The 22,031-nt window shown below is 27.4% G+C and carries 23 protein-coding genes and 1 riboswitch; of the genes, 4 read left to right on the top strand and 19 right to left on the bottom strand.

The genetic code is table 11. From position 1 onward, the window contains the following. Positions 1-8 precede the first annotated feature (8 nt). The 9 genes from HZY83_RS00815 to rpsB form a co-directional block, all read right to left on the bottom strand. Positions 9-812: a TlyA family RNA methyltransferase gene (locus HZY83_RS00815; protein WP_179942217.1), complete on the bottom strand. Its 804-nt coding sequence runs from the start codon at positions 810-812 to the stop codon at positions 9-11. Between the two features lie 182 nt (positions 813-994). Then, positions 995-1,861, bottom strand: coding sequence for a class II fructose-1,6-bisphosphate aldolase (gene fba / locus HZY83_RS00820; protein WP_179942218.1), 867 nt, complete (start codon positions 1,859-1,861; stop codon positions 995-997). Between the two features lie 106 nt (positions 1,862-1,967). After that, complete coding sequence (locus tag HZY83_RS00825; protein WP_179942219.1) at positions 1,968-2,867, bottom strand: RluA family pseudouridine synthase; 900 nt, start codon at positions 2,865-2,867, stop codon at positions 1,968-1,970. 114 nt (positions 2,868-2,981) lie between these two features. After that, positions 2,982-3,221 carry a YneF family protein gene (locus tag HZY83_RS00830; RefSeq protein ID WP_179942220.1) on the bottom strand — a complete coding sequence of 80 codons (240 nt, stop codon included), beginning with the start codon at positions 3,219-3,221 and terminating at the stop codon, positions 2,982-2,984. Next, complete coding sequence (locus tag HZY83_RS00835; protein ID WP_179942221.1) at positions 3,221-3,433, bottom strand: DUF896 domain-containing protein; 213 nt, start codon at positions 3,431-3,433, stop codon at positions 3,221-3,223. The genes HZY83_RS00830 and HZY83_RS00835 overlap by 1 nt, the downstream gene beginning before the upstream one ends. Before the next feature lie 2 nt (positions 3,434-3,435). Next, positions 3,436-3,993 carry a ribosome recycling factor gene (gene frr, locus HZY83_RS00840; protein WP_179942222.1) on the bottom strand — a complete coding sequence of 186 codons (558 nt, stop codon included), beginning with the start codon at positions 3,991-3,993 and terminating at the stop codon, positions 3,436-3,438. Positions 3,994-4,006: 13 nt separating this feature from the next. Then, positions 4,007-4,723 carry a UMP kinase gene (gene pyrH / locus HZY83_RS00845; protein ID WP_179942223.1) on the bottom strand — a complete coding sequence of 239 codons (717 nt, stop codon included), beginning with the start codon at positions 4,721-4,723 and terminating at the stop codon, positions 4,007-4,009. Positions 4,724-4,783: 60 nt separating this feature from the next. Further along, complete coding sequence (gene tsf, locus HZY83_RS00850) at positions 4,784-5,665, bottom strand: translation elongation factor Ts (protein WP_179942224.1); 882 nt, start codon at positions 5,663-5,665, stop codon at positions 4,784-4,786. Between the two features lie 72 nt (positions 5,666-5,737). Further along, positions 5,738-6,472: a 30S ribosomal protein S2 gene (rpsB, locus tag HZY83_RS00855; protein ID WP_179942225.1), complete on the bottom strand. Its 735-nt coding sequence runs from the start codon at positions 6,470-6,472 to the stop codon at positions 5,738-5,740. A 328-nt stretch (positions 6,473-6,800) separates the two neighbouring features. Here rpsB and HZY83_RS00860 point away from each other — a divergent pair, with 328 nt between their 5' ends. From HZY83_RS00860 to HZY83_RS00870, 3 genes are all read left to right on the top strand, one after another. After that, positions 6,801-7,766 (top strand): metal ABC transporter solute-binding protein, Zn/Mn family, encoded by a 966-nt coding sequence (locus HZY83_RS00860; protein WP_179942226.1) that lies wholly within the window; start codon positions 6,801-6,803, stop codon positions 7,764-7,766. Positions 7,767-7,842: 76 nt separating this feature from the next. Next, positions 7,843-8,562: a metal ABC transporter ATP-binding protein gene (locus HZY83_RS00865; RefSeq protein WP_179942227.1), complete on the top strand. Its 720-nt coding sequence runs from the start codon at positions 7,843-7,845 to the stop codon at positions 8,560-8,562. Continuing rightward, positions 8,555-9,346 carry a metal ABC transporter permease gene (locus HZY83_RS00870; RefSeq protein ID WP_179942228.1) on the top strand — a complete coding sequence of 264 codons (792 nt, stop codon included), beginning with the start codon at positions 8,555-8,557 and terminating at the stop codon, positions 9,344-9,346. Before HZY83_RS00865 ends, HZY83_RS00870 begins: the two co-directional genes overlap by 8 nt. Before the next feature lie 307 nt (positions 9,347-9,653). On the opposite strand, the gene HZY83_RS00875 is transcribed toward HZY83_RS00870, so the two are convergent. The 3 genes from HZY83_RS00875 to dnaG form a co-directional block, all read right to left on the bottom strand. Beyond that, positions 9,654-10,160, bottom strand: coding sequence for a hypothetical protein (locus tag HZY83_RS00875; protein WP_179942229.1), 507 nt, complete (start codon positions 10,158-10,160; stop codon positions 9,654-9,656). A 274-nt stretch (positions 10,161-10,434) separates the two neighbouring features. Next, positions 10,435-11,529 carry an RNA polymerase sigma factor RpoD gene (gene rpoD / locus HZY83_RS00880; protein ID WP_179942230.1) on the bottom strand — a complete coding sequence of 365 codons (1,095 nt, stop codon included), beginning with the start codon at positions 11,527-11,529 and terminating at the stop codon, positions 10,435-10,437. A gap of 11 nt (positions 11,530-11,540) precedes the next feature. Then, on the bottom strand, positions 11,541-13,340 hold the full coding sequence (gene dnaG, locus HZY83_RS00885) for a DNA primase (RefSeq protein ID WP_179942231.1): 1,800 nt from the start codon (positions 13,338-13,340) through the stop codon (positions 11,541-11,543). 465 nt (positions 13,341-13,805) lie between these two features. Between dnaG and HZY83_RS00890 the strand changes: the two genes are divergently transcribed. Next, entirely contained in the window at positions 13,806-15,179 is a 1,374-nt protein-coding gene (locus HZY83_RS00890) for a glycine--tRNA ligase (protein ID WP_179942232.1), read from the top strand. A gap of 114 nt (positions 15,180-15,293) precedes the next feature. On the opposite strand, the gene HZY83_RS00895 is transcribed toward HZY83_RS00890, so the two are convergent. The 7 genes from HZY83_RS00895 to HZY83_RS00925 all read right to left on the bottom strand — a co-directional run. After that, on the bottom strand, positions 15,294-17,174 hold the full coding sequence (locus tag HZY83_RS00895) for an ABC-F family ATP-binding cassette domain-containing protein (protein WP_179942233.1): 1,881 nt from the start codon (positions 17,172-17,174) through the stop codon (positions 15,294-15,296). A gap of 92 nt (positions 17,175-17,266) precedes the next feature. Then, entirely contained in the window at positions 17,267-18,733 is a 1,467-nt protein-coding gene (locus HZY83_RS00900) for an amino acid permease (protein ID WP_218925289.1), read from the bottom strand. Positions 18,734-18,808: 75 nt separating this feature from the next. Beyond that, positions 18,809-18,985: riboswitch (Lysine riboswitch) on the bottom strand. Between the two features lie 281 nt (positions 18,986-19,266). Continuing rightward, entirely contained in the window at positions 19,267-19,470 is a 204-nt protein-coding gene (mtrB, locus tag HZY83_RS00905; RefSeq protein WP_179942234.1) for a trp RNA-binding attenuation protein MtrB, read from the bottom strand. Continuing rightward, entirely contained in the window at positions 19,467-20,027 is a 561-nt protein-coding gene (gene folE / locus HZY83_RS00910; RefSeq protein ID WP_179942235.1) for a GTP cyclohydrolase I FolE, read from the bottom strand. The genes mtrB and folE overlap by 4 nt, the downstream gene beginning before the upstream one ends. A 53-nt stretch (positions 20,028-20,080) precedes the next feature. Further along, positions 20,081-20,353, bottom strand: coding sequence for an HU family DNA-binding protein (locus tag HZY83_RS00915; RefSeq protein ID WP_179942236.1), 273 nt, complete (start codon positions 20,351-20,353; stop codon positions 20,081-20,083). 123 nt (positions 20,354-20,476) lie between these two features. Next, entirely contained in the window at positions 20,477-21,484 is a 1,008-nt protein-coding gene (locus HZY83_RS00920) for an NAD(P)H-dependent glycerol-3-phosphate dehydrogenase (RefSeq protein ID WP_179942237.1), read from the bottom strand. Between the two features lie 263 nt (positions 21,485-21,747). After that, the coding region (locus tag HZY83_RS00925; protein WP_218925290.1) for a hypothetical protein at positions 21,748-22,031 on the bottom strand (284 nt) is incomplete at its 5' end.

Genomic DNA, 22,031 nt, shown 5'->3' on the forward strand with positions numbered 1-22,031 from the left:
ATAATCTCCTATTTGAAATGTTTATTTGATAATTCAATTATTTTTTTTATATCTATTTCTTTATTTGAAATATTATTTTTTGTATATTCTAATATCATTAAGTACTCTATATTTCCTTCTCCTCCTGTAATAGGAGAGAATGTAAGATTTTTCACACTAAAACCTAAACTATTGGCAAATAGGTATATTTTCTCTATTACGTCAAAATGAACTTGCTTATCTCTAACTATTCCACCTTTTCCTACTTTTTCACGTCCTGCTTCAAATTGAGGTTTTATAAGTGCACATACTTCTCCATTTTCTTCAATAATTTCTGCTAACGTTGGCAAAATTAATGTTAATGATATAAATGAAACATCGATGGATACTCTTTCTACAGGCATCGGGAACATTTCCTTATTACAATAACGAAAATTAGTCTTTTCCATAACTTTAACTCTAGAATCTGTTCTCAATTTCCACACTAATTGGTTTGTTCCTACATCAAGAGCATAAACATATTTTGCACCATTTTGCAAAGCACAATCCGTAAATCCTCCCGTAGATGACCCAATATCTAAAATAACTTTATCTTTTACATTAAAGTTCAATTCTTTTATAGCTTTTTCTAATTTCAATCCTCCTCTACTTACGTAAGGCATTTTCTTTCCTTTTATACGTAATTCTACATTAGTATCTATTTTTTCACCTGGTTTATCAATTCTATTACAATCATTATAAACTATACCTGCCATTATAGCTCTCTTTGCTTTTTCTCTAGACTCAAATAAACCTTGATTTATACAAAGAATATCTGCTCTTTCTTTTCCCATAAATACCTCTTTTATTATTTAATAATTTTATTTTATCATAATAAAATATTTTTATCTATATGTATTTACTGTGGAACAGTAATTATTAAATTAACTGTATTATCTTATATAAAATATATTTATTTAAGTAAAACATAAAAAAGACTATTCTTACGAATAGTCTTTTACATTTAATCATTATATTATGCTTTGTTTCTTGATCCAAAAATATCAATTTTTGAATGAACCATTGCTTTAATTCCTTCAAATCCTGGTTTAAGTAGATTTCTTGGGTCAAATCCTTTAGGTTTTAAATCTCCATCATTTTCAATATATTTTCTAGTAGCTTCTGCAAAAGCTAATTGACACTCTGTATTAACGTTAACTTTTGATACTCCTAGAGAGATTGCTTTTTGAATTTGTTCTGTTGGAATACCTGATCCACCATGTAATACTAATGGAATACCTCCTGTCACTTTAGATATTTCTTCTAAAGTTTCAAAGCTTAATCCTGCCCAATTTTCTGGATATTTTCCGTGAATATTACCAATACCAGCAGCTAAGAAGTCTATTCCTAATTCTGCCATAATTTGACATTCTTTAGAATCTGCTAATTCTCCTGTTCCGATAACTCCGTCTTCTTCTCCACCTATTGATCCTACTTCACATTCTATTGATAAACCTTTCTCATGAGCTAAAGCAATCATTTCTTTAGATTTTTCAATATTTTCTTCAAATGGATAATGTGAACCATCAAACATAACAGAACTAAATCCAGCTTCAATAGCTGCTTTTGTTCCTTCATATGATCCGTGATCTAAGTGCAAGGCAACTGGTACAGTAATATTCATACTTTCTACCATTGCTTTAACCATATCAGCTACAGTTTTAAAACCTGTCATGTACTTAGCAGCACCTTCACTAACACCTAAAATTACTGGACTTTTAGCTTCTTCAGCTGCTTCTAAAATAGCTTTTGTCCACTCTAAGTTATTAATATTGAAGTGACCTACTGCATATCCTTCTTTTCTTGCTTTTACAAGCATGTCTTTTGCGGGTACTAATACCATTTTATATATCCTCCTTAATATGTGTATAGCACTATATAATATATAATACTACAAAATAAGAAAAAAATAAATATAAATTTTATAAAAAAGATGAAGTTATTTTCAATTAACTTAATCTTTTCAATATTTCATTAAAATAATTAGGTAGTTCTGTTTCTATATTAATTAATTTATTACTTATTGGATGTACAAATTCTAATGATTTAGAATGAAGCATCTGTCCATTAGTATCTAATGTTTTTCTTGGACCATAAACCAAATCTCCTGCTAATGGATATCCTATATACTTCATATGTACTCTTATTTGATGAGTACGCCCAGTTTCTAACTCACATTCTAATAAAGTAAATTTTTCAAAGCGATCTATTACTCTAAAATGAGTGATTGCTTTTTTTCCTTCATCTATTATAGCCATTTCTTTTCTTTCGCGAGGATTCCTAGCTATTGGTGCATCAATTGTCCCGTAATCATGTTTTATATTTCCGTGCACTAATGCGTAATATTTTCTTTTTACTTCTTTATTAGCTATCATTTCAGATAATTTTATGTGCGTTTTGTCATTCTTAGCAACTATTAACAACCCTGATGTATCTTTATCTATTCTATGTACTATTCCTGGTCTTATTATACCGTTTATACTTGATAACTTATCAACGTGGTACATTAAGGCATTAACTAAAGTTCCATTTTTATGCCCTACAGAAGGATGTACAACCATTCCTTTTTCTTTATTTACAATTAATAAATCATCATCTTCATAAACAATATTAATTTCTATATTTTCTTTTTTTACATCTAATTCTTCAGGTTCTTTGAATTGAATTGTAATTTTGTCATTAAATTTAAGTTTATAATTACTTTTTGTATTATTATCGTTTACTAAAATATAGCCTTGACTAATTAAATTTTGTATATTAGTTCTTGATGTATCACTAAGCTCAGATATTAAAAATTTATCAAGTCTTATACTAGCATCTTTATTATAAACAATTGTTTTTAATTCCATTTTTACCTCCTATAAAATTACAAAAATAATATGGAGCAAAATAAAGTTAGCATTATAATTAAATTATATTAATAATAAAATATTTTATATACTCTATTTTGTTCCATATTATACCTATTTTTTATTTTTTACTGCTTGCTTTTGAGCTTTTTGCATATTGCTCATCATTTGATTAATTTTTTTCTTAGATGGTTTTTGTCCCATTTGTGTCATCATATTCATAATAACTTCTTCATTAAGTTGTGGATTTTTTTCCATATAACTCATAAAGTTTTTACGTGCTAGGAAAAAACCTAGAACTGCACCAGCTAAAAAGCATAATGTTGCTATGATTATTACAATTCCTGTACTCATTATTTATTTCCTTTCTTATGAGGAGTAATATCTTCTCCTTCTTCGTTAATAACTCTAGTATTATCTAATATATTTCTCATATTTGCTTTAAAATTTTTCAAATATAACTTTCTATACTTCTCTAATTCAGCAAATTCATCTTCTGTTAATAATCTTTCTTTTTTTATAGTATTTAAACTATTAACTTTTTCTATTATTTCTGACATTTCCATAATTAAACGCTCATCAATTCTTCTTGTTTTTCTTTTGTTATTTTGTCAATTTCAGCTATAAATTTATCAGTTGCTTTTTGAATATCATCTGAATAACCTTTTAAATCATCTTCTGTAATTTGAGAAGCTTTTTCTAATTTTTTTATTGAATCCATAGCATCTCTACGTACATTACGAACAGCTACTTTTGAGTTTTCTGATTCTTTTCCAACTTGTTTAGCTAATTCTTTTCTACGCTCTTCAGTCAAAGCGGGGAAAACTATTCTAATAACAGTCCCATCATTAGCAGGATTTAATCCTAAATCAGAAGATTGAATAGCTTTTTCTATTTCTTTTAATAAACTTTTTTCGTAAGGTGATATTACCAACATTTTAGGCTCTGGTACAGATATTCCTGCAACTTGATTAATAGGTGTTGGTACACCATAGTACTCAACATTCAGTCTATCAAGAACAGAAGCATTAGCCTTTCCAGCTCTAATAGAAGCAAGTTCTCTTCTCAAACTTGATATTGCTTTTGTCATTTTTTCTTCTAAACTTAATAAAATTTGCTCAGGCATTTTTTGTCTCCTTTTATTTCGTTATTATCGTTCCTATATTTTCTTTGTTTACAACTTTTACTATATTATCTTTTTCATCAATAGAAAATACTATTAATGGCAAATTATTATCCATACAGAAAGTTATTGCAGTAGCATCCATTACAGCTAAACCTTTACTAATAACATCCATATGTTTTAAATCATTGTATTTTGTTGCATTTTTTTCTATTTTTGGATCTGCAGAATAAACACCATCAACGCCATTTTTACCCATAAGTATAACTTCTGCATCAATTTCTTTAGCTCTCAAGGCAGCTGTTGTATCTGTTGAGAAAAATGGATTTCCTATTCCAGCAGCAAAAATAACTACTCGTCCTTTTTCTAAATGTCTAATTGCTCTTCTTCTTATATAAGGCTCAGCCATAGCTTTCATTTCTACTGATGTTAATACTCTAGTATCTACACTTTTGTGTTCTAGAGAATCTTGAAGTGCCAATGAATTCATCACAGTTGCTAACATTCCCATAGAATCAGCAGTAGGACGTTCCATACCTAACTCTTCTCCTGTTTTGCCTCTCCATATATTTCCGCCACCAACAACTATGGCTACTTCAACACCTTGCTTTACAACTCTAACTATTTGATCAGTTATTTTATTAACAACTAATGGATCTATTCCAAATCCTTTACTTCCTGCTAATGCTTCTCCACTAAGCTTTAAAAGTACTCTTTTATACTGATGCGACATTTGTAATATCCTCCTATTTTGTAAAAAAGCACACACGAAAAAGTGTATGCTTTTTTAATATTAGTTTCCTCTTACTTGACTCATAACTTCTTCTGCAAAGTTATCTTCTTTTTTCTCGATTCCTTCACCTACTTCGTATCTAACGAATTTAGTAAGTTTTCCACCTTTAGAAGCTACAAATTTTTCTACTGTAAGACTATCATCTTTAACAAATTTTTGCTTAGCTAAACATATTTCTTCTAAATATTTGTTTAATCTACCAACTATCATTTTTTCAACAATATTAGCAGGTTTTCCTTCATTTAAAGCTTGCTCTGAAAGAACTTTTTTCTCGTGCTCTAATTCTTCTTGTGGAACTTCTGTAGAATCTAAGTATTTTGGATTAAGTGCTGCTACATGCATTGCAACATCTTTTGCTACTTCTTCATCATTAATTCCTTCTACAAGTGTAAGAACTCCGATTCTTCCCCCCATATGAGAGTAAGTTCCAAATACATCTGCATCAGTCTTAGTTACAATTTCAAATCTTCTTAATGATAATTTTTCTCCAATTGTAGCTATTCCATTGTTGATAACACTCTCAATATTACCATCTCCAACTTTAACTTCTAAAGCTTCTTCAACTGTTTTTGGTTCGTTTGCTAATATCGCATTAGCTACTTCCTTAACTAAGTCAACAAATTTATCATTCTTAGCTACGAAATCTGTTTCTGAATTGATTTCTAATACCAATGCTTTGTTTCCTTCTGTTGCTAAGTATGTAATACCTTCAGCAGCAATACGATCTGCTTTTTTAGCAGCTTTAGCTATACCATTTTCTCTTAAGTAATCAATAGCTGCTTCCATATCTCCATTAGTTGCTTCTAGTGCTTTCTTACAATCCATCATTCCAGCACCAGTACGTTCTCTTAATTCTTTAACTTGACTAGCTGTTATAGCCATAGGTGTTCCTCCATATATAAATATTTTTTATTTAACAAGTAATATGTAGAAATACTACTTATATGATTAAAATTATTCTTCTTCTGAAACTACTACTTCTGATTCTTCTACAACTTCTTCTATATTTCCTTCGTTGTAAGAAACAAATGCATCTGCCATTTTAGCTGTTAATAATTTTACTGCACGAATAGCATCATCGTTAGCTGGAATTACATAATCTACATCATCAGGATCACAGTTAGTATCAACGATACCTACTACAGGTATTCCTAATTTTTTAGCTTCTGCAATAGCATTGTGTTCTTTCTTAGGATCAACTACGAACATTGCATCTGGCATAGTTCTCATTTCTCTAATTCCACCTAAGAATTTATTTAATTTATCATATTCTTTTCTTAATTCAATAACTTCTTTTTTAGGTAATACTTCAAATACACCTTCTTCTTCCATTTTTTCAATTTCAGAAATTCTATCAATACGACCTTTGATAGTTTTATAGTTAGTTAAAGTTCCACCTAACCAACGGTGATTGATGTAGTATTGTCCTGAACGCTCAGCTTCTTCTTTTATAGCTTCTTGAGCTTGTTTTTTTGTACCTACAAACAGCATTTTTCCACCTTGATCTGCAATTGATTTTACAAATTCATAAGCTTCATCAACTTTTTTAACTGTTTTTTGTAAGTCAATAATATATATTCCATTTCTTTCTGTAAATATATATTTGTCCATTTTTGGATTCCATCTTCTAGTTTGGTGACCGAAGTGTACCCCTGCTTCTAATAATTGTTTCATTGAAATAACTGGCATAGTTATTCTCCTCCTTGGTTTTTTCCTCCAGTATTTTCATATTAATTGTAGACAAATGCACCAAACAATTAATCTAATACTGTGTGTGTTATTTTTTATCAACTTATATGTGTAAATAAGCCAACGTTATTAATTATAAATGAAGATAAAATAAAAATCAAGTATTTATTGCCATTATATGAAATTTAATTACAATTTTAAAATTAATTTTATTTTCTATGAACTAATCAACATATTAAAAATATATTAGTTATATCTTGATTTTTATAAAAAAAAGTATTATAATATAAAACGTAACAATTACGAAATAAGAAAGGAAATTTTTAGTATGTCAAAAACTTTTAAAATATTGACAATTATTACTTCTATAATTATAATGTTAACAGCTTGTAGTTCAAAATCTACATCTAATAATAAAATTAAAATAGTGTCTTCTATAAATTTTTATTCAGAAGTTGCTAAAAACATAGCTCAAGATAAAGCAGAAGTGGTTTCTATAATAGAGAGTAGCAATATTGATCCTCATGATTTTGAACCCTCTGCTAATGATGCAAAAAAAGTTTCTGACGCTAATATAGCGATTTATAATGGTGGAGGATACGATTCGTGGTTCGAAAAACTTACAAATAACAACAATAATATAACTAAAATTGATGCTGCTAAATTAATCAATCTAAATGATGGAGATAATGAGCATATTTGGTACAATCCTCAAGTGTTAAAAAATGTTGCAGAACAATTAACAGAAGAACTAGCAAAAAAGGATAATGCTAATAAAGATTTCTACATCAAAAATAAAGAAGAATATATAAAGGAATTAAATAGAATAGAAGAAAAAATTTCTTCACTAAAATCTAAATCTGAAGGAAAAGTAGTTTTAACAACAGAACCAGTATTTGAGTACGCTGTAAAACAACTTAACCTTAAAACTACAGATGCTATTGACAGATTAGCAAAAGCTACATCACAAGGAAACGATCCATCCCCAAAAGATTTAAAACAAATACAAGAAGATATTAAAAATCATAAAATAACATTTATTGTAAATAATACTCAAACAACAAATAAAACAGTTGAAGGAATTATATCCTTAGCTAATGAACATAAAATACCTATTCTAAATGTTTCTGAATCTAAGCCAACTGACAAGACTTATATTGAATGGATGATTGATCAATATAACGCTCTTGAAAAAATATTAGACAGCGGTATTGGAGAAGAAGCGTATCATCAAGAAAATGCAAAAGAAAGTCATTCACATAATCACGATCACGACCATGACCACAACCATTAATTAAAAATTTAAGTGGGAGCTAGACTAACATAAATTATATTTTAGTCGCTCCCATTTGTATTTAGAAAGGAGATATATGGAGAAATTAGAAATTAATAACATTAAAATAAAAGTAGGGAATAAAATTTTGCAAGAAGATATTTCTTTTGTTGCAAAAGAAGGAGAAATTATTGCAATCATAGGAGAAAACGGAGTAGGAAAAACTTCTCTACTAAAAAATATAATATTAGAATTAAACAATAAACAAAGTGAATTTTTAAAAATTCATACATCTAACAAAAAACTTGGATATGTACCACAGTTTAGAGATTTTAATGATGAAGTTCCATTATCTGTCTATGACTTTCTTACATTACCTTTAAAACAAAAAATCTTTCCTTGGTTATCAAAAAAAGAAATTATAAAATTAAATAATACAATGAAAACTATGAAAATTGAACATTTAAAAAATAAACGCATAGGTACTTTATCAGGTGGGGAGCGTCAAAGAGTTTACTTAGCTCAAGCTCTTATTATAGATCCTAAAATAATACTACTTGATGAATTCACATCAAATCTTGATAAAAAAAGTGAAATTGATTGTATGAAACTTGTCACAGAAATAACGAAAAACAATAAATTAATTACTCTTTGTATAACTCATGAGCTATCCTTGATAGACAAAAAATATGTTGATAAGATATTATACCTAGATAAGGATAACTATACTTTTATTGATATAGAAGAATATAAAAATCATGAACAATTATTTAAATTATGTAAACATTGCGCAGGAGATAAAAATATATATGTTTAGTTATGAATTTATGCAGAATGCATTTATAAGTGGAACTATAGTAGCTATTATGTGTGGCTTTATAGGTGTTTTTGTTATGGCACGAAATATGTCATTTATTTCACATACTCTTTCTCACGTAGGATTTTCTGGAGCAGCATTTGCAGTGTTTTTAGGAATAAACCCTATATATGGATTATTAATATTTACTATGACAATGTCATATATAGTAGGTCATCTAAGTTCAAAAGCGTTTCGTAGAGAAGCTACTGTTAGTGTTATGTTAGGGATTTTTCTAGGATTAGGTTTATTATTCTTGTCACTTACACCTAAAAGTACTAGTTATGTAAATAGTATTTTATTCGGAAGTGTTGTATCTATAACTCGCTCAGATGTTAAAATTATTTTTTCTTTAGCTATTTTTGTTATTTTGGCTTTACTGTTGTTTTATAGAGTTCTAAAGTTTGATTCCTTTGATCATATAGGGGCTTCTTCATTAGGAATAAACACAAAATTAGTATCTATTTTCTTTTTAATATTATTATCAATAGCAATTAGTATTACTGTTCCTATAGTAGGAGCTCTACTAATGTTTATTCTACTTACTGTTCCTGCTAGTGCAGCAAGGTACTTAACTACAAATATTGCAAAAATGATATTTATATCAATATTTTTTGCATTAATAGGTGTTTGGAGTGGTTTAACTTTATCTTATTACACTTCTCTTCCTGTTACATTTTTTATTGCTATTATTGAGGGAGGATTTTATCTAGTATCATTAGCAATTTTTAACAATAAAAAATAATAAAATAAACTATAACTATGTTAAATTATTTATACAAATATAATGAACATAAAACAAAAAAGGGAGTAATAAACATTACTCCCTTAAAAATTAACAAACACACTACCTCAACAATATAATAATCATCGTCCTATTAATTAGATAAATGCGATTAATTCTTTATATAACACTTTTCTTTTCGTATCTACTTCTTTTATATAATCATTATTGCTTTAAGCATAATCTACTTTCTTATACAAACATTCATCTATAACTAATATTTACTTAATATAAATTAATATCTATACTAAATATTTTTCAACTGTTACTATATTATATTGTAAAACTTAGAGTTTAATTCTTTTTTATAAGTTTTATAATATTCTTTTAATAAATGTAATTCTTTCTTCATATCTTTTAAATTATTGAATTCTATTTCATTTTTCTTAAACTTTCTATACTTTAATGATAAAAAATAATTTTCATAAGTTTCTATAAGAGATTCTACATAACAAATAAATACTTCACCAGATTTATATTCATCATTAATTTTTAAAGATATTAAATGTAAATATTTAAATATATCTTTTTCTAACAAAATTATATCCGTCTTCGAAATTGTATCTAAAGTTGTGTGAGCTGTTAAATCTTTAAGTGCTACTATAGTTGAACTTAACTTAGATATATCTTGACACAAATCATTTAGTTCAATAACTTCTTTTTCAATTATTGACTTTCTTCTATTTTTTGTACTTTGTTTGCTTTGTTGACAAATATTGAAAAATGTCAATATACAAGTAATAATACCTATAACAAAAGTTGCTAATATTCCCATATTATATTAATTCTCCTTTTATAAATTATATTACATAGATATTATCAAAAAAAATATGTATTTTCAAGATAAAATAAATTGTATATACTTTAAAATAATTTTATATTATAAAATATTTTAAAGATAAAACTATAAAATACATATTAACAAAACGAAGAATAAAGAGAAAAAAGAATTAGATTACTTTCGAAATATAATTTTTTAAAAATGGCTTCTTTTCCATCCATTTCAGAAACAAAACAAAAGAACCCTTATATATCAAGGGTTCTTTATCTTACTCCATAAAACCTTTCAATTTATTAAGTTTTGATGGATGTTTTAATTTTCTTATTGCTTTTGCTTCTATTTGTCTTATACGTTCACGTGTTACACCAAAAGCGCTACCTACTTCTTCAAGAGTATGAGTTTTTCCATCTTTTAGTCCAAAACGTAATTTTAAAACATTTTCTTCTCTATCTGTTAAAGTTTCTAATATTTCTTCTAATTGTTCTTTTAATAACTCATTAGCAGCGTGTTCTACAGGTGACTGTGCATCTTTATCTTCTATAAAATCTCCTAAATGTGAGTCGTCTTCTTCTCCTATCGGTGTTTCTAAAGATACTGGCTCTTGAGCTATTTTCAGAATTTCTCTGACCTTTTCTGGTGTCATATCCATTTTTTCTGCTATTTCTTCTGGTTTAGGTTCTCTTCCTAGATCTTGTAGCAACTGTCTTTGAATACGAATAAGCCTATTTATAGTTTCAACCATATGTACTGGTATACGAATAGTACGAGCTTGATCGGCAATAGCTCTTGTTATAGCTTGTCTTATCCACCAAGTAGCATAGGTACTAAATTTGAATCCTTTAGAATAATCAAATTTCTCAACAGCTTTTATTAGTCCCATATTACCTTCTTGAATAAGATCTAGAAACAGCATTCCACGTCCTACATATCTTTTTGCAATACTAACTACTAAACGTAAATTAGCCTCTGCTAGCTCTTGTTTAGCTATTTCTTTTTCTACGTCGTCTCCTGTGTCGATAGTTTTCGCTAATTCTAATTCACGCTCTTTTGAAAGAAGCGGTACTTTTCCTATTTCTTTCAAGTACATTCTAACAGGATCATTAGTTTTTATTCCTGCTGGAACTGATAAGTCTTCTAAATCAAGTTCCTCTTCATCTTCATTGTCCTTGTGATCAGAATTAATTAGGATAATATCTTCTCTACTTAACAATTCATAAAAATCATCTATTTCATCAGAAGAAATATCTAGGCTAGATAATGCTTCTAAAATTTCCTCTTGAGAAAGTTCACCATTTTTTTTACCTTTTTCAAGAAATTCTTGTTTTATTGTTTCAAAATCTTGGACATTTTTTTCTTTAGCCATAATTTTTCTCCTTACTTTTTATACTTTTTTAATTGTTCTAATAATGTTAATTGTGTTTCATAGTCTGAAACTAATATTGCATTTTTTAAATTATTTTTTATCTCAAAAACATTTTGTTGTAAATCAAATTCATTATTAAAATATAGTATATAATCTCTAACAACATCAACATTAGGAGTATCTTCTATTAAAAAATCTTGACTATCTATATAAGTAGCCAAATTTATTAATTCTACATCACTAATGTTATTTATAAATCTATGTATTTCAAATTTTGGATAGTTATTGTAATATATTACCAGACTATTTAACAAATCATCAAATAATTTATCTTGAAATTTACAAGAGCTTAATTCTTCATAAACTTCCAACAAAATCGCTCTATCTAAAAACAGATATTTAAACATTCTACATAAATTTTTATCATATTTTATACTACTATATAAATTACCTTTAAATAATGGCATAGATTTATTATTCTTACTTCTATGCTTAACTCTTAAACTATTTAATTCTGTTATTAAAATCTTTTTATCAATAATGAATTTTTCCGCTAAATATGATAATAATAAATCTTTTAATGATTTATCTTCTATATAGGTTAAATCTTCTAATATTTCATTTTTATAATTTATCTTCTGTTCAATATTTCCAACTGATAAATTCAAGTAATAATCAATTTTAAATTCTAAAAAATGCTTTTTGTTTTTATTGGAATAATTATAAAAATCAAACTCAGCATCTTTTTTTAAACAACCATTAATAAACTCATCAATATCTTTTTCTCCAGTAAATATTAACTTAGAAATATTATCCGTTTTTTTTATAAGTTTATTTCCTATATTAACAGTTGCCTCTTCTCCTGCACTATCGTTATCTAATGCTAAGGTTATTTTAGAAGATATTTTTAATAATTCATCTAGTTTGTCATTATCTATATTAGTTCCCATTAGAGCTACTATATTTTTTACTCCTGACTGATGTGCTTTTATTACATCCATATAACCTTCACATAAAATTATATTTTTTTCCTTATTTATGTGTTGTCTAGCATTAGAAAAATTATATAATACTTTTCGTTTTTCAAAAATATCTGTCTCATGTGTATTATAGTATTTAGCAATATTTTTATCATTTGACATAGTTCTTCCCGAAAAAGCAACTACTTTATCTTTATCATCTTTTATAGGAAACATTATTCTATCTTTGAAAACATCATAATAATCTTCATTTTCACTACTTAAACCTATAATACCTGCATCTTTAGCATATTCTAAAGATATATTATTTGCCTTGAAAAAATCTATAGCTAATTTACTGTTAGTTGGAGCATATCCTATATTAAAGTATTTAATACTATCTTTATTAATCCCTCTAGATATCAAATAATTTAGAGCGGGCTCTGCTTCTTTAGTATTAAGTAATATATAATTATAGTAATCTGCTATAAGGCTATTAGCATAATACATAACGTCTAAACGATTATTCAAATTAAAATTTTCTTTTTTTGAAGTTGTATCATCTAATTCCAAGCCTAGTCTATTACCTAATTTAATTATAGCTTGATTATAAGTAATATTTTCAATCTGTGATAAAAATTTAAAAATATTACCTCCTCCTCCACAACCGAAGCAATATGCTATTTTTTTATCGGGAGAGACAGTAAACGAGGGAGTTTTTTCATTATGAAATGGACATAATCCTAAATAATTTTTTCCTCTTTTATCTAATTTTATATACTCACTTACAAGTTCAACTATATCTATACTATCTAATATGTAATCAATATCTTGTTGCGAAATTTTTTTCAAATGAGCCTCCAAAACAATATCAATAAAACTTTAGACTAAAAAGAGTGGGATAAAGAGATTATATCTTTATTTCCCACCCTTAACGGCTAAAGGATAACTCTTCTTAATTAACTATAAATATAGTTAATAGCCATTATTTTAATCAATATATTATTACTAAATAAATTATAAACTAATGCATAATAATATAGATAATTATAGCATATATTGAAAAAAAATAAAAGTTTTCTATTGAATTTTACAAAAGAAAGTGATAAAATGTTGAAAAGCGAGTTAATGATGGTGAAAGATTAACAAATTAAATTGGCATTTTAAACATTTCAATAATCAAAAGAGAGTTAAAAACTAATTAGGGTGGAACCGCGGATATAATTTCGTCCCTGTATGCATTAAGACATACAGGGACTTTTTTATTTTTCTACAAACTAATTAAATATTATTTTATTAATTTTAGGAGGATTTCTTATGGAAAAAATTTTATCATTGGCTAAAAATCGTGGATTCGTTTTTCAAGGATCTGAAATTTATGGAGGTTTGGCAAATACTTGGGATTATGGACCACTAGGTATCGAACTAAAAAATAACATAAAAAAATCTTGGTGGAAAAAATTTATACAAGAATCACCATACAATGTGGGACTAGATAGCGCAATCTTAATGAATCCAAAAACTTGGGAAGCATCTGGACACGTAGGTAATTTTAGTGATCCTATGATGGACTGTAAAGAATGTAAATCTAGACTACGTGCCGATAAACTTATTGAAGAATTTTTCTTCAATAGTAAAGGAGAAGATATTGTTGTTGATGGTCTTCCTTTTGAAGAACTAGAAAAAATTATTAACGACAATAATATTCCTTGTCCTGAATGTGGAAAACATAACTTTACAAATATTAGACAGTTTAATTTAATGTTCAAAACTAGCCAAGGAGTTGTTGAAAATTCAACTAGTGAAATTTATTTACGTCCAGAAACTGCACAAGGTATATTTGTAAACTTTAAAAATGTTCAACGTAGCATGCGTAAAAAATTACCATTCGGTATAGGACAAATTGGAAAATCATTCCGTAATGAAATTACTCCAGGTAATTTTATTTTTAGAACTAGAGAATTCGAGCAAATGGAATTAGAATTTTTCTGCGAGCCAGGAAATGAATTAGAATGGCATGATTTTTGGAAAAATTATTGCGAAAATTGGTTACTAAATTTAGGTATGACTAAAGAAAATATTAGATTACGCGATCACGAAAAAGAAGAATTGTCTCATTATTCTAATGCAACTACAGATATAGAATATAAATTCCCATTCGGTTGGGGAGAGCTTTGGGGTATAGCTTCTCGTACAGATTATGATTTAAAACAGCATAGTGAACATTCAAAAGTTGATTTATCTTATCATGATTTAATTACAAATAAAAAGTTCATACCTTACTGTATAGAACCATCAGTAGGTGTTGATCGTGTATTATTAGCGTTTCTAGCAGATGCCTATAACGAAGAAGTTATAAGTGATAACGATACCCGTGTAGTGTTAAAATTCCACCCTGCTTTAGCTCCTTATAAAGCAGCAATACTTCCTCTATCAAAAAAACTAAGTGAACAAGCAACTGCGTTATTTGCTGATTTATCTAGTGATTTTATGGTAGATTTCGATGAAACTGGATCTATCGGAAAAAGATATAGACGTCAAGATGAAATAGGAACACCATTCTGTATAACTTATGATTTTGAATCAGAAACAGACGGTATGGTTACTGTACGTAACAGAGATACTATGGAACAAATTCGTATCCCTATAAATGAAGTTAGACAATATATTGAAGATAGCTTGAAATTCTAAACAAAATATCATCAAAGAGATTAATTAATCTTTTTGATGATATTTTTTATTATAAATATTTTAAATTATATAATATATTAATAAATTTTAATTATATTTTTTATTAATATGATTTTAAATATTTTCTATTAGTTCGGCTAAATATTCCCATCTTTCTAACTTTTGTTCTAACATATCATTTAATAATTGTTGTTCATTTGATAGTTCTGTTAATTTTTCAAAATCATCGCTATATTTAGAAATTTCTAATTCTATATTTGCAATCTGTTTCTCAATATTCTCTATATCTTTATCAATAGATTCCCATTCTTTCTTTTCAGAAAATGTTAATTTTTTTCTTTCTTTTTTTTCTTTTATTATTGTAACTTTTTCTTTTTGTACTTTTAACTCATCTAACTTTATTTTATTTGTATAATAACTATAATTTCCTATATGTTGTTCTATTTCCCCGTTACCTTTAAATACAAATAATTTATCCACTACTTTATCAAGAAAATATCTATCATGAGATACTGTTATTATTACTCCATTAAAATCAATTAAATAATCTTCTAAAATAGTTAAAGTTTCTGTATCTAAATCATTTGTAGGCTCGTCCAATAAAAGAACGTTAGGTTGCCTCATTAATAATTTCAATAAATATAACCTTTTTCTTTCGCCTCCAGATAGTTTATTTATTTTAGTACCATGTGTATGCATAGGAAATAAAAATTGTTCTAATAATTGAGCAGCTGATATTGATATCCCATCTTCTCTTTTTAAAGATTCTGCTTCTTCTCTTATATAATTAATAATTCTCAAAGAATTATCTATATTTTCAGGTATTTGATTAAAATATGCTATTTTTATTGTATTGCCTACTTTGATATTTCCAGAATCAATTTTAATTTTATTAGCCAATATATTCAAAAATGTAGATTTTCCTACTCCATTAGAACCAATAATACCTATTCTATCTCTATTTTGAATTATAGTACTAAAGTTTTTTAGGATATTTTTATTTTCATAAGATTTAGATACATTATCTATTTCAAAAACTTGTTTCCCTATCCTTGAATTATCTAAATCAATATTTAATTCATTTTTTACATCTTTATTAGAAGTAATTTTCTGCTCTAATTCCAAGAACCTATTAATTCTAGCCTGTTGTTTAGTCGTTCTAGCTTTAACGCCACTTCTCATCCATTCTAATTCTTTTTTATAAAGTTTTTTATTTTTTTCATGCTCAATAGCTTCGTTTTGTTTACGTATTATCTTTTTCTCAAGAAATTCACTGTAATCCCCGTTATATTCAAATAATAATCCTTCATCTAACTCAAAAATTTTCGTTGAAATATTATCTAGAAAATATCTATCGTGCGTAATTACTAAAATACTGTTGGGATAACCTTTCAAATATTTTTCCAACCATTTAATAGTATCAAAATCTAGGTGGTTAGTAGGTTCATCTAGCAATAATAAGTCTGGAGTTTCTATTAGAACTCTAGCCAAAGATATTTTCTTTTGTTGTCCCCCAGATAGTTCATTGACTTTTTTATTATAATCACTAATACCTAACTTATTCAAAATAGATTTGGCTTGACTAATAACGTTCCAAGCATCTTCCTTTTCTATCTGTTCCTGTAATTTAAACAAATTATTTTGTTTTTCTTCATTTGTTTGATCCAGCTCTAATTCTAATAACGCAAGTTCATATTTTTTTGCTAATTGTATTATTTTAGCATCACTAGAAAAAACACAGTCTAGAACAGATAAATCTCTCTCAAAATTAGCTTCTTGAGGTAAATACCCTATAGTATAACCATTACTATGACTTATATCTTTATTATCAAAACTATCCAAACCATAAATACATTTTAATAAAGTTGATTTCCCTGTTCCATTAATTCCTATTAAACCTATTTTTTCTCCTTCATTTATAGTAAAATCTATATTATTGAATAAAATTTTATCTCCATATGTCTTTATCAAATTAGTTGCTTTATATGTTTTCATTTCTTTTCCTATCTTTTATTACATTAAGTTAATTATAATTTTACCATATAAAATGTAAAAGAAGATAGCAATTATTACTATCTTCTTTTGTATTATTTCGCATCTTGTGATAAATCAACTTTATCTAGAGGTATCACTCGTGTTTTATATTTAATTTTGTGGTATAAGTAGAAGAACAAGAATACAGGTACTCCCATATAAGTAGTTATTATCGCTCCCCAATCAACTATACCTTGCGTTACCAATTTAGTATCTTGACCTATAATTACAACTATACACAATACCAATGCAAGAATAGGACCAACTGGGAACCATTTAGCTTTATATTTCAAATCTTCTAGATTTTTTCCTTGATGAACATAAGCACGTCTAAATCTATAGTGACTTATTGCAATACCTAGCCAAGCTATAAATCCTGTAAGTCCGCTTGCCGCTACAATATAAGTATAAGCGTTAGCACTTGTTAATTGAATTAAAAATACTACTATAACTACTGCTGTTGTTGCTAACAATGAATTTATAGGCGTTCCTTTTTTGTTTAATTTTCCAAATATAGGATATGCTAATTTTTCTCTACTCATAGCATATAACATTCTTGTAGAAGCATACATACCTGAATTTCCTGCTGATAAAATTGAAGTTAATATTACAGCATTCATAACACTCGCTGCAAAAGCAAATCCAGCATTTTTAAATACTATTGTAAATGGTGATTTTGCTATTTCTTCTGCACTCTCTGCTCCCAATAAATCTGGAGATGTATAAGGAATTAATAGTCCAATTACTATTATTGCTAATACATAGAATATTAATATTCTCCAAAATACTTGTTTTACTGCTTTTGGAATAGTTTTTTCAGGATTCTCACTTTCTCCTGCAGTTACACCAATTAATTCTGTACCTTGGAAAGAGTACCCTGCAATTAAGAACACTCCTAAAGCTGCTAAAATTTTACTAGATATTGATGAATCTGTACCTATAAATGGTGCATCTCCAGTAGTAAAATTAGAAAATCCTATATACTCTCCTCCTAAAATTCCAAAAATAGTTAAACAACCTATTACTAAAAATATAATAACTGTTACTACTTTTATCAAAGCAAACCAGTATTCACTTTCTCCATAAACAGAAACACTCAAAGAATTAAGACCAATGATTAACATTAAGAAAATTATACTCCAAACCCAACTTGGAAAAACTCTCATCGGTTCCCAATAACTAACTGCTAAAGCAGAAAGCTCAATATCTGCTGCTACTGTAATAACCCAGTTAAACCAATAGTTCCAACCTAACGCAAATCCTAATGATGGATCAACATATCTAGTGGCATAAGTACTAAAAGATCCTGATGTTGGAAGATATGTAGCCATCTCTCCTAAAGATGTCATTAAAAAATATACCATAAGTCCTATTGATAAATATGCTACTATAGCTCCACCAGGCCCTGCACTACTTATTGCCTGTCCACTAGTCATAAATAAACCACTACCGATACAACCTCCGATTGCAATCATAGTTATATGTCTAGGTTTCAAATCTCTTTTTACTTCTCTTGTCATAAATACTTTTTCTCTCCTTTATCAAAATAAAATGCACGAACTACATTAAATATAGAACGTGCAATGCACCTCTAAAAGTAAAGTAGCTCAACACAGTAAAAACTGTGACAGTCCTATGTTTATTAAACATAGTCCCAACAATATGTCTATAGGGTCAACATATCATTTCGGCGATGTTTCCTTTCACTGCACATCATAGGTTCCTAGACCTCATTACAGTTACTCTTAAAAACCGCGACCTCCACCTCACCTTTAAGTGAGGTTATATTCAATTTTCTTACTTGTTATGTATTATAAATTATATAATAATAAATGTCAACAATTTATTGTGGAAAATTCAAAATTTTTATAATATTTCTATAAATTCATTACTACCACAACAAATTAACAATTTTATTATCTTACATTTAAGTCATACTTTATCAAAAAAATAAAAAACTATTATCTTTGTAATTAACATAGAAATAGTTTTTTATTAATTTCTTATTACTATTTAAAAGACCATTTTTATTATAAAAACTCAGTATTTAATATTACCCACTTACTACTTGATTTAGCTTAGATACTATTACTGCTGATCCTACAACTTTATAATTGACTATATTATCTTTTAAATTTAAAATAATAACTTCGCCTTTATTTAAAATTTCTAACGATTCTTCATTATTATTTTTCTTAGTTATTACTTTTACATTATCTTTTTCTGCTCGTATTATTATATAATTTATTTCTGTCATAATTTTATTTTATACTCTATATCTCTTACCAAATCTATATCTTTCAAAAATATTCCCGTTTTCTTACTAGTAACTGTTTTTGTGCCTATTTTTTTTATTCCTCGCATTGCCATACACATATGCTCTGCCTCTATAAGAACATATACACCTTTAGGATTTAAAGTTTCTTCCAATGCAGATGCAATCATCATCGTCATATCTTCTTGAATTTGTAGTCTACGGCTAGCACTTTCTACTAATCTCGCTAATTTGCTAAGACCCGTTATTTTTTTATTATTTGGAACATATGCTATATGACAAACACCATAAAAAGGTATCATATGATGTTCACATAAAGAGTAAAATTGTATATCTTTCACTAAAATAGGTTCATCATTATCAGATTCAAAAAAAGTATTTATTTCATCTTTAGGATCCACACCCGTTTTAGATAGTAATTCCTCATACATATTTATACATCTCTTAGGTGTATCTACTAAGCCGGCACGAGAAACATCTTCTCCTATATTTTCCAATAACTGCCTAATTAACAGCATTGATTGTTCTTTATTCTTCAATCTTTTCTCCTCAAAAAAAGTTACTGACTAATCAGTAACTTTGCTTAATAATTTTATTTTACTGCATCTTTAAGAGCTTTACCTGCTTTGAAAGCTGGTACTTTGCTAGCAGCGATGTCGATAACTTCGTTAGTTTGTGGGTTACGACCTTTACGAGCTGCTCTTTCTCTTACTTCAAAGTTACCAAATCCAATAATTTGGATTTTTTCACCTTTTGCTAAAGTTTCTTCAACTGTTGCTACGAAAGCTTCTATTGCTGCTGTAGCTTGTTTTTTTTGTAGACCAGATTTTTCTGCTACTTTTGCTATTAATTCTGATTTATTCATTTATATTTCCTCCATTTGTTAGTAGCGGTAATACCACTTTACTTATTAAATATTACCACATTAATATTGATTTAGCAAGCATTTATTGTAATTTATTGAATATTTTTTTCTTTTTCTATAAATTTAAAAATAATTTAATTCTTCTGTAGTTAATCTGGTCATTAAATTCTCTACACCATCATGAATATTTAATTTTTCATACAAAACTTTGTAAATATTTTCTGTAATTGGCATATAAATATCGTTTTCTTTGGCCAATAAATGACAAACTTTTGTAGTTCTAACTCCTTCTGCTACCATATCCAATTTATTAATAGCTTCCTCTAGCGTATATCCTTTTCCTATCAACAATCCACAATTATAATTTCTAGAATGAACTGATGTACAAGTTACAACCAAATCTCCTATGCCGCCTAGCCCTAAAAATGTCAATTCGTTTGCCCCTAATTTTTTTCCCATACGAGTTATCTCGATAAGACCTCTAGTTATTAAAGCAGCTTTAGCATTATCTCCTAAACCTAAACCGTCAATAATACCACAACCTACCGCAATAATATTCTTTAGAGCTCCACCTATTTCAACTCCTATTATATCTTTATTAACATATATTCTAAAATATTTATTTTGAAATGCTTGTTGGGCTAGCTTGTTTAACTCATCATTTTTAGAAGCAATAGCTACAACAGTTGGATGACGTAAAATTAATTCTTCAGCGTGAGAAGGACCACTTAATACACCTACGCCTTTTAGTTTATCACTATATATTACTTCTTCAATAACTTCTGACATTCTAAGATTAGTATTAACTTCTAATCCTTTGGATACATGTATAATAAATTTTTCTTCTGTTAAATAATTATTTATTTCTGTACATACTTCTCTCATAGCCTTAGTAGGAACTGCAATTATCAAAATATCACCGAAACAAACAGCTTCTTTTAAACTATTAGTAGCTTTTAACTCTTCTGGTAATTTTATATTTTTTAAATATCTATTGTTAGTATGTTTAGTATTTATCTCATTGCAAGTATTATTATCTCTGGCATATATGAGTACCTTATGCCCATTATCAATAATAGCTTGTGACAATGCTGTTCCCCAACTTCCAGATCCTATAACTGATATTTTCATTTTATTGCTTCCTTTCAATAACTATTATCTAAATACAATTATAACAGATTTTTTTGAAATATTCATTAAACATATTTTTTAGACAAAATAATTTTAAATTTATAGGATTATCTTTAAATGAAAAGTAGGTATAGGTATATTATAGGTATATTAAAATAAATATATTTCTATTAATTACAATTTATAAATAGCAAATACTTCATTTATATATTTAAGTATTAGATATACCCTTTATAATAAACAAAAAGAACTAGATTTTAGTTCTAGCTCTTTTCATATAGACTTAAATTATTTACCGTTTTTACTAATTTATAATTATTTTCTACTACTTTTTTAATGTAGTAATCAGTAAGTATGTCAAGTCCTGAATACTTAGTCAAATCAATTACTATATATTTAGGATAATTTTTTTCAAAATGCTTTTTATAATCTTCATAAAATATATTTTCATTATAAAATCCAGGTATAAAAAAGTATCTTGTTGAAGACAACCTCTCAGATAATAAGTAAATAGAACCATACATTCTATGACCATATATTCCTGCCT

Source organism: Gemella sp. GH3 (genome assembly GCF_013415425.1).
In the GTDB taxonomy this organism is placed as follows: Bacteria; Bacillota; Bacilli; order Staphylococcales; family Gemellaceae; genus Gemelliphila.

Coding starts and splice junctions, on each gene's coding strand:
- HZY83_RS00815 (WP_179942217.1), bottom strand. CDS start 812: ATGGGAAAAGAAAGAGCAGATATTCTTTGTATAAATCAAGGTTTATTT.
- fba (WP_179942218.1), bottom strand. CDS start 1,861: ATGGTATTAGTACCCGCAAAAGACATGCTTGTAAAAGCAAGAAAAGAA.
- HZY83_RS00825 (WP_179942219.1), bottom strand. CDS start 2,867: ATGGAATTAAAAACAATTGTTTATAATAAAGATGCTAGTATAAGACTT.
- HZY83_RS00830 (WP_179942220.1), bottom strand. CDS start 3,221: ATGAGTACAGGAATTGTAATAATCATAGCAACATTATGCTTTTTAGCT.
- HZY83_RS00835 (WP_179942221.1), bottom strand. CDS start 3,433: ATGGAAATGTCAGAAATAATAGAAAAAGTTAATAGTTTAAATACTATA.
- frr (WP_179942222.1), bottom strand. CDS start 3,993: ATGCCTGAGCAAATTTTATTAAGTTTAGAAGAAAAAATGACAAAAGCA.
- pyrH (WP_179942223.1), bottom strand. CDS start 4,723: ATGTCGCATCAGTATAAAAGAGTACTTTTAAAGCTTAGTGGAGAAGCA.
- tsf (WP_179942224.1), bottom strand. CDS start 5,665: ATGGCTATAACAGCTAGTCAAGTTAAAGAATTAAGAGAACGTACTGGT.
- rpsB (WP_179942225.1), bottom strand. CDS start 6,472: ATGCCAGTTATTTCAATGAAACAATTATTAGAAGCAGGGGTACACTTC.
- HZY83_RS00860 (WP_179942226.1), top strand. CDS start 6,801: ATGTCAAAAACTTTTAAAATATTGACAATTATTACTTCTATAATTATA.
- HZY83_RS00865 (WP_179942227.1), top strand. CDS start 7,843: ATGGAGAAATTAGAAATTAATAACATTAAAATAAAAGTAGGGAATAAA.
- HZY83_RS00870 (WP_179942228.1), top strand. CDS start 8,555: ATGTTTAGTTATGAATTTATGCAGAATGCATTTATAAGTGGAACTATA.
- HZY83_RS00875 (WP_179942229.1), bottom strand. CDS start 10,160: ATGGGAATATTAGCAACTTTTGTTATAGGTATTATTACTTGTATATTG.
- rpoD (WP_179942230.1), bottom strand. CDS start 11,529: ATGGCTAAAGAAAAAAATGTCCAAGATTTTGAAACAATAAAACAAGAA.
- HZY83_RS00890 (WP_179942232.1), top strand. CDS start 13,806: ATGGAAAAAATTTTATCATTGGCTAAAAATCGTGGATTCGTTTTTCAA.
- HZY83_RS00895 (WP_179942233.1), bottom strand. CDS start 17,174: ATGAAAACATATAAAGCAACTAATTTGATAAAGACATATGGAGATAAA.
- HZY83_RS00900 (WP_218925289.1), bottom strand. CDS start 18,733: ATGACAAGAGAAGTAAAAAGAGATTTGAAACCTAGACATATAACTATG.
- mtrB (WP_179942234.1), bottom strand. CDS start 19,470: ATGACAGAAATAAATTATATAATAATACGAGCAGAAAAAGATAATGTA.
- HZY83_RS00915 (WP_179942236.1), bottom strand. CDS start 20,353: ATGAATAAATCAGAATTAATAGCAAAAGTAGCAGAAAAATCTGGTCTA.
- HZY83_RS00920 (WP_179942237.1), bottom strand. CDS start 21,484: ATGAAAATATCAGTTATAGGATCTGGAAGTTGGGGAACAGCATTGTCA.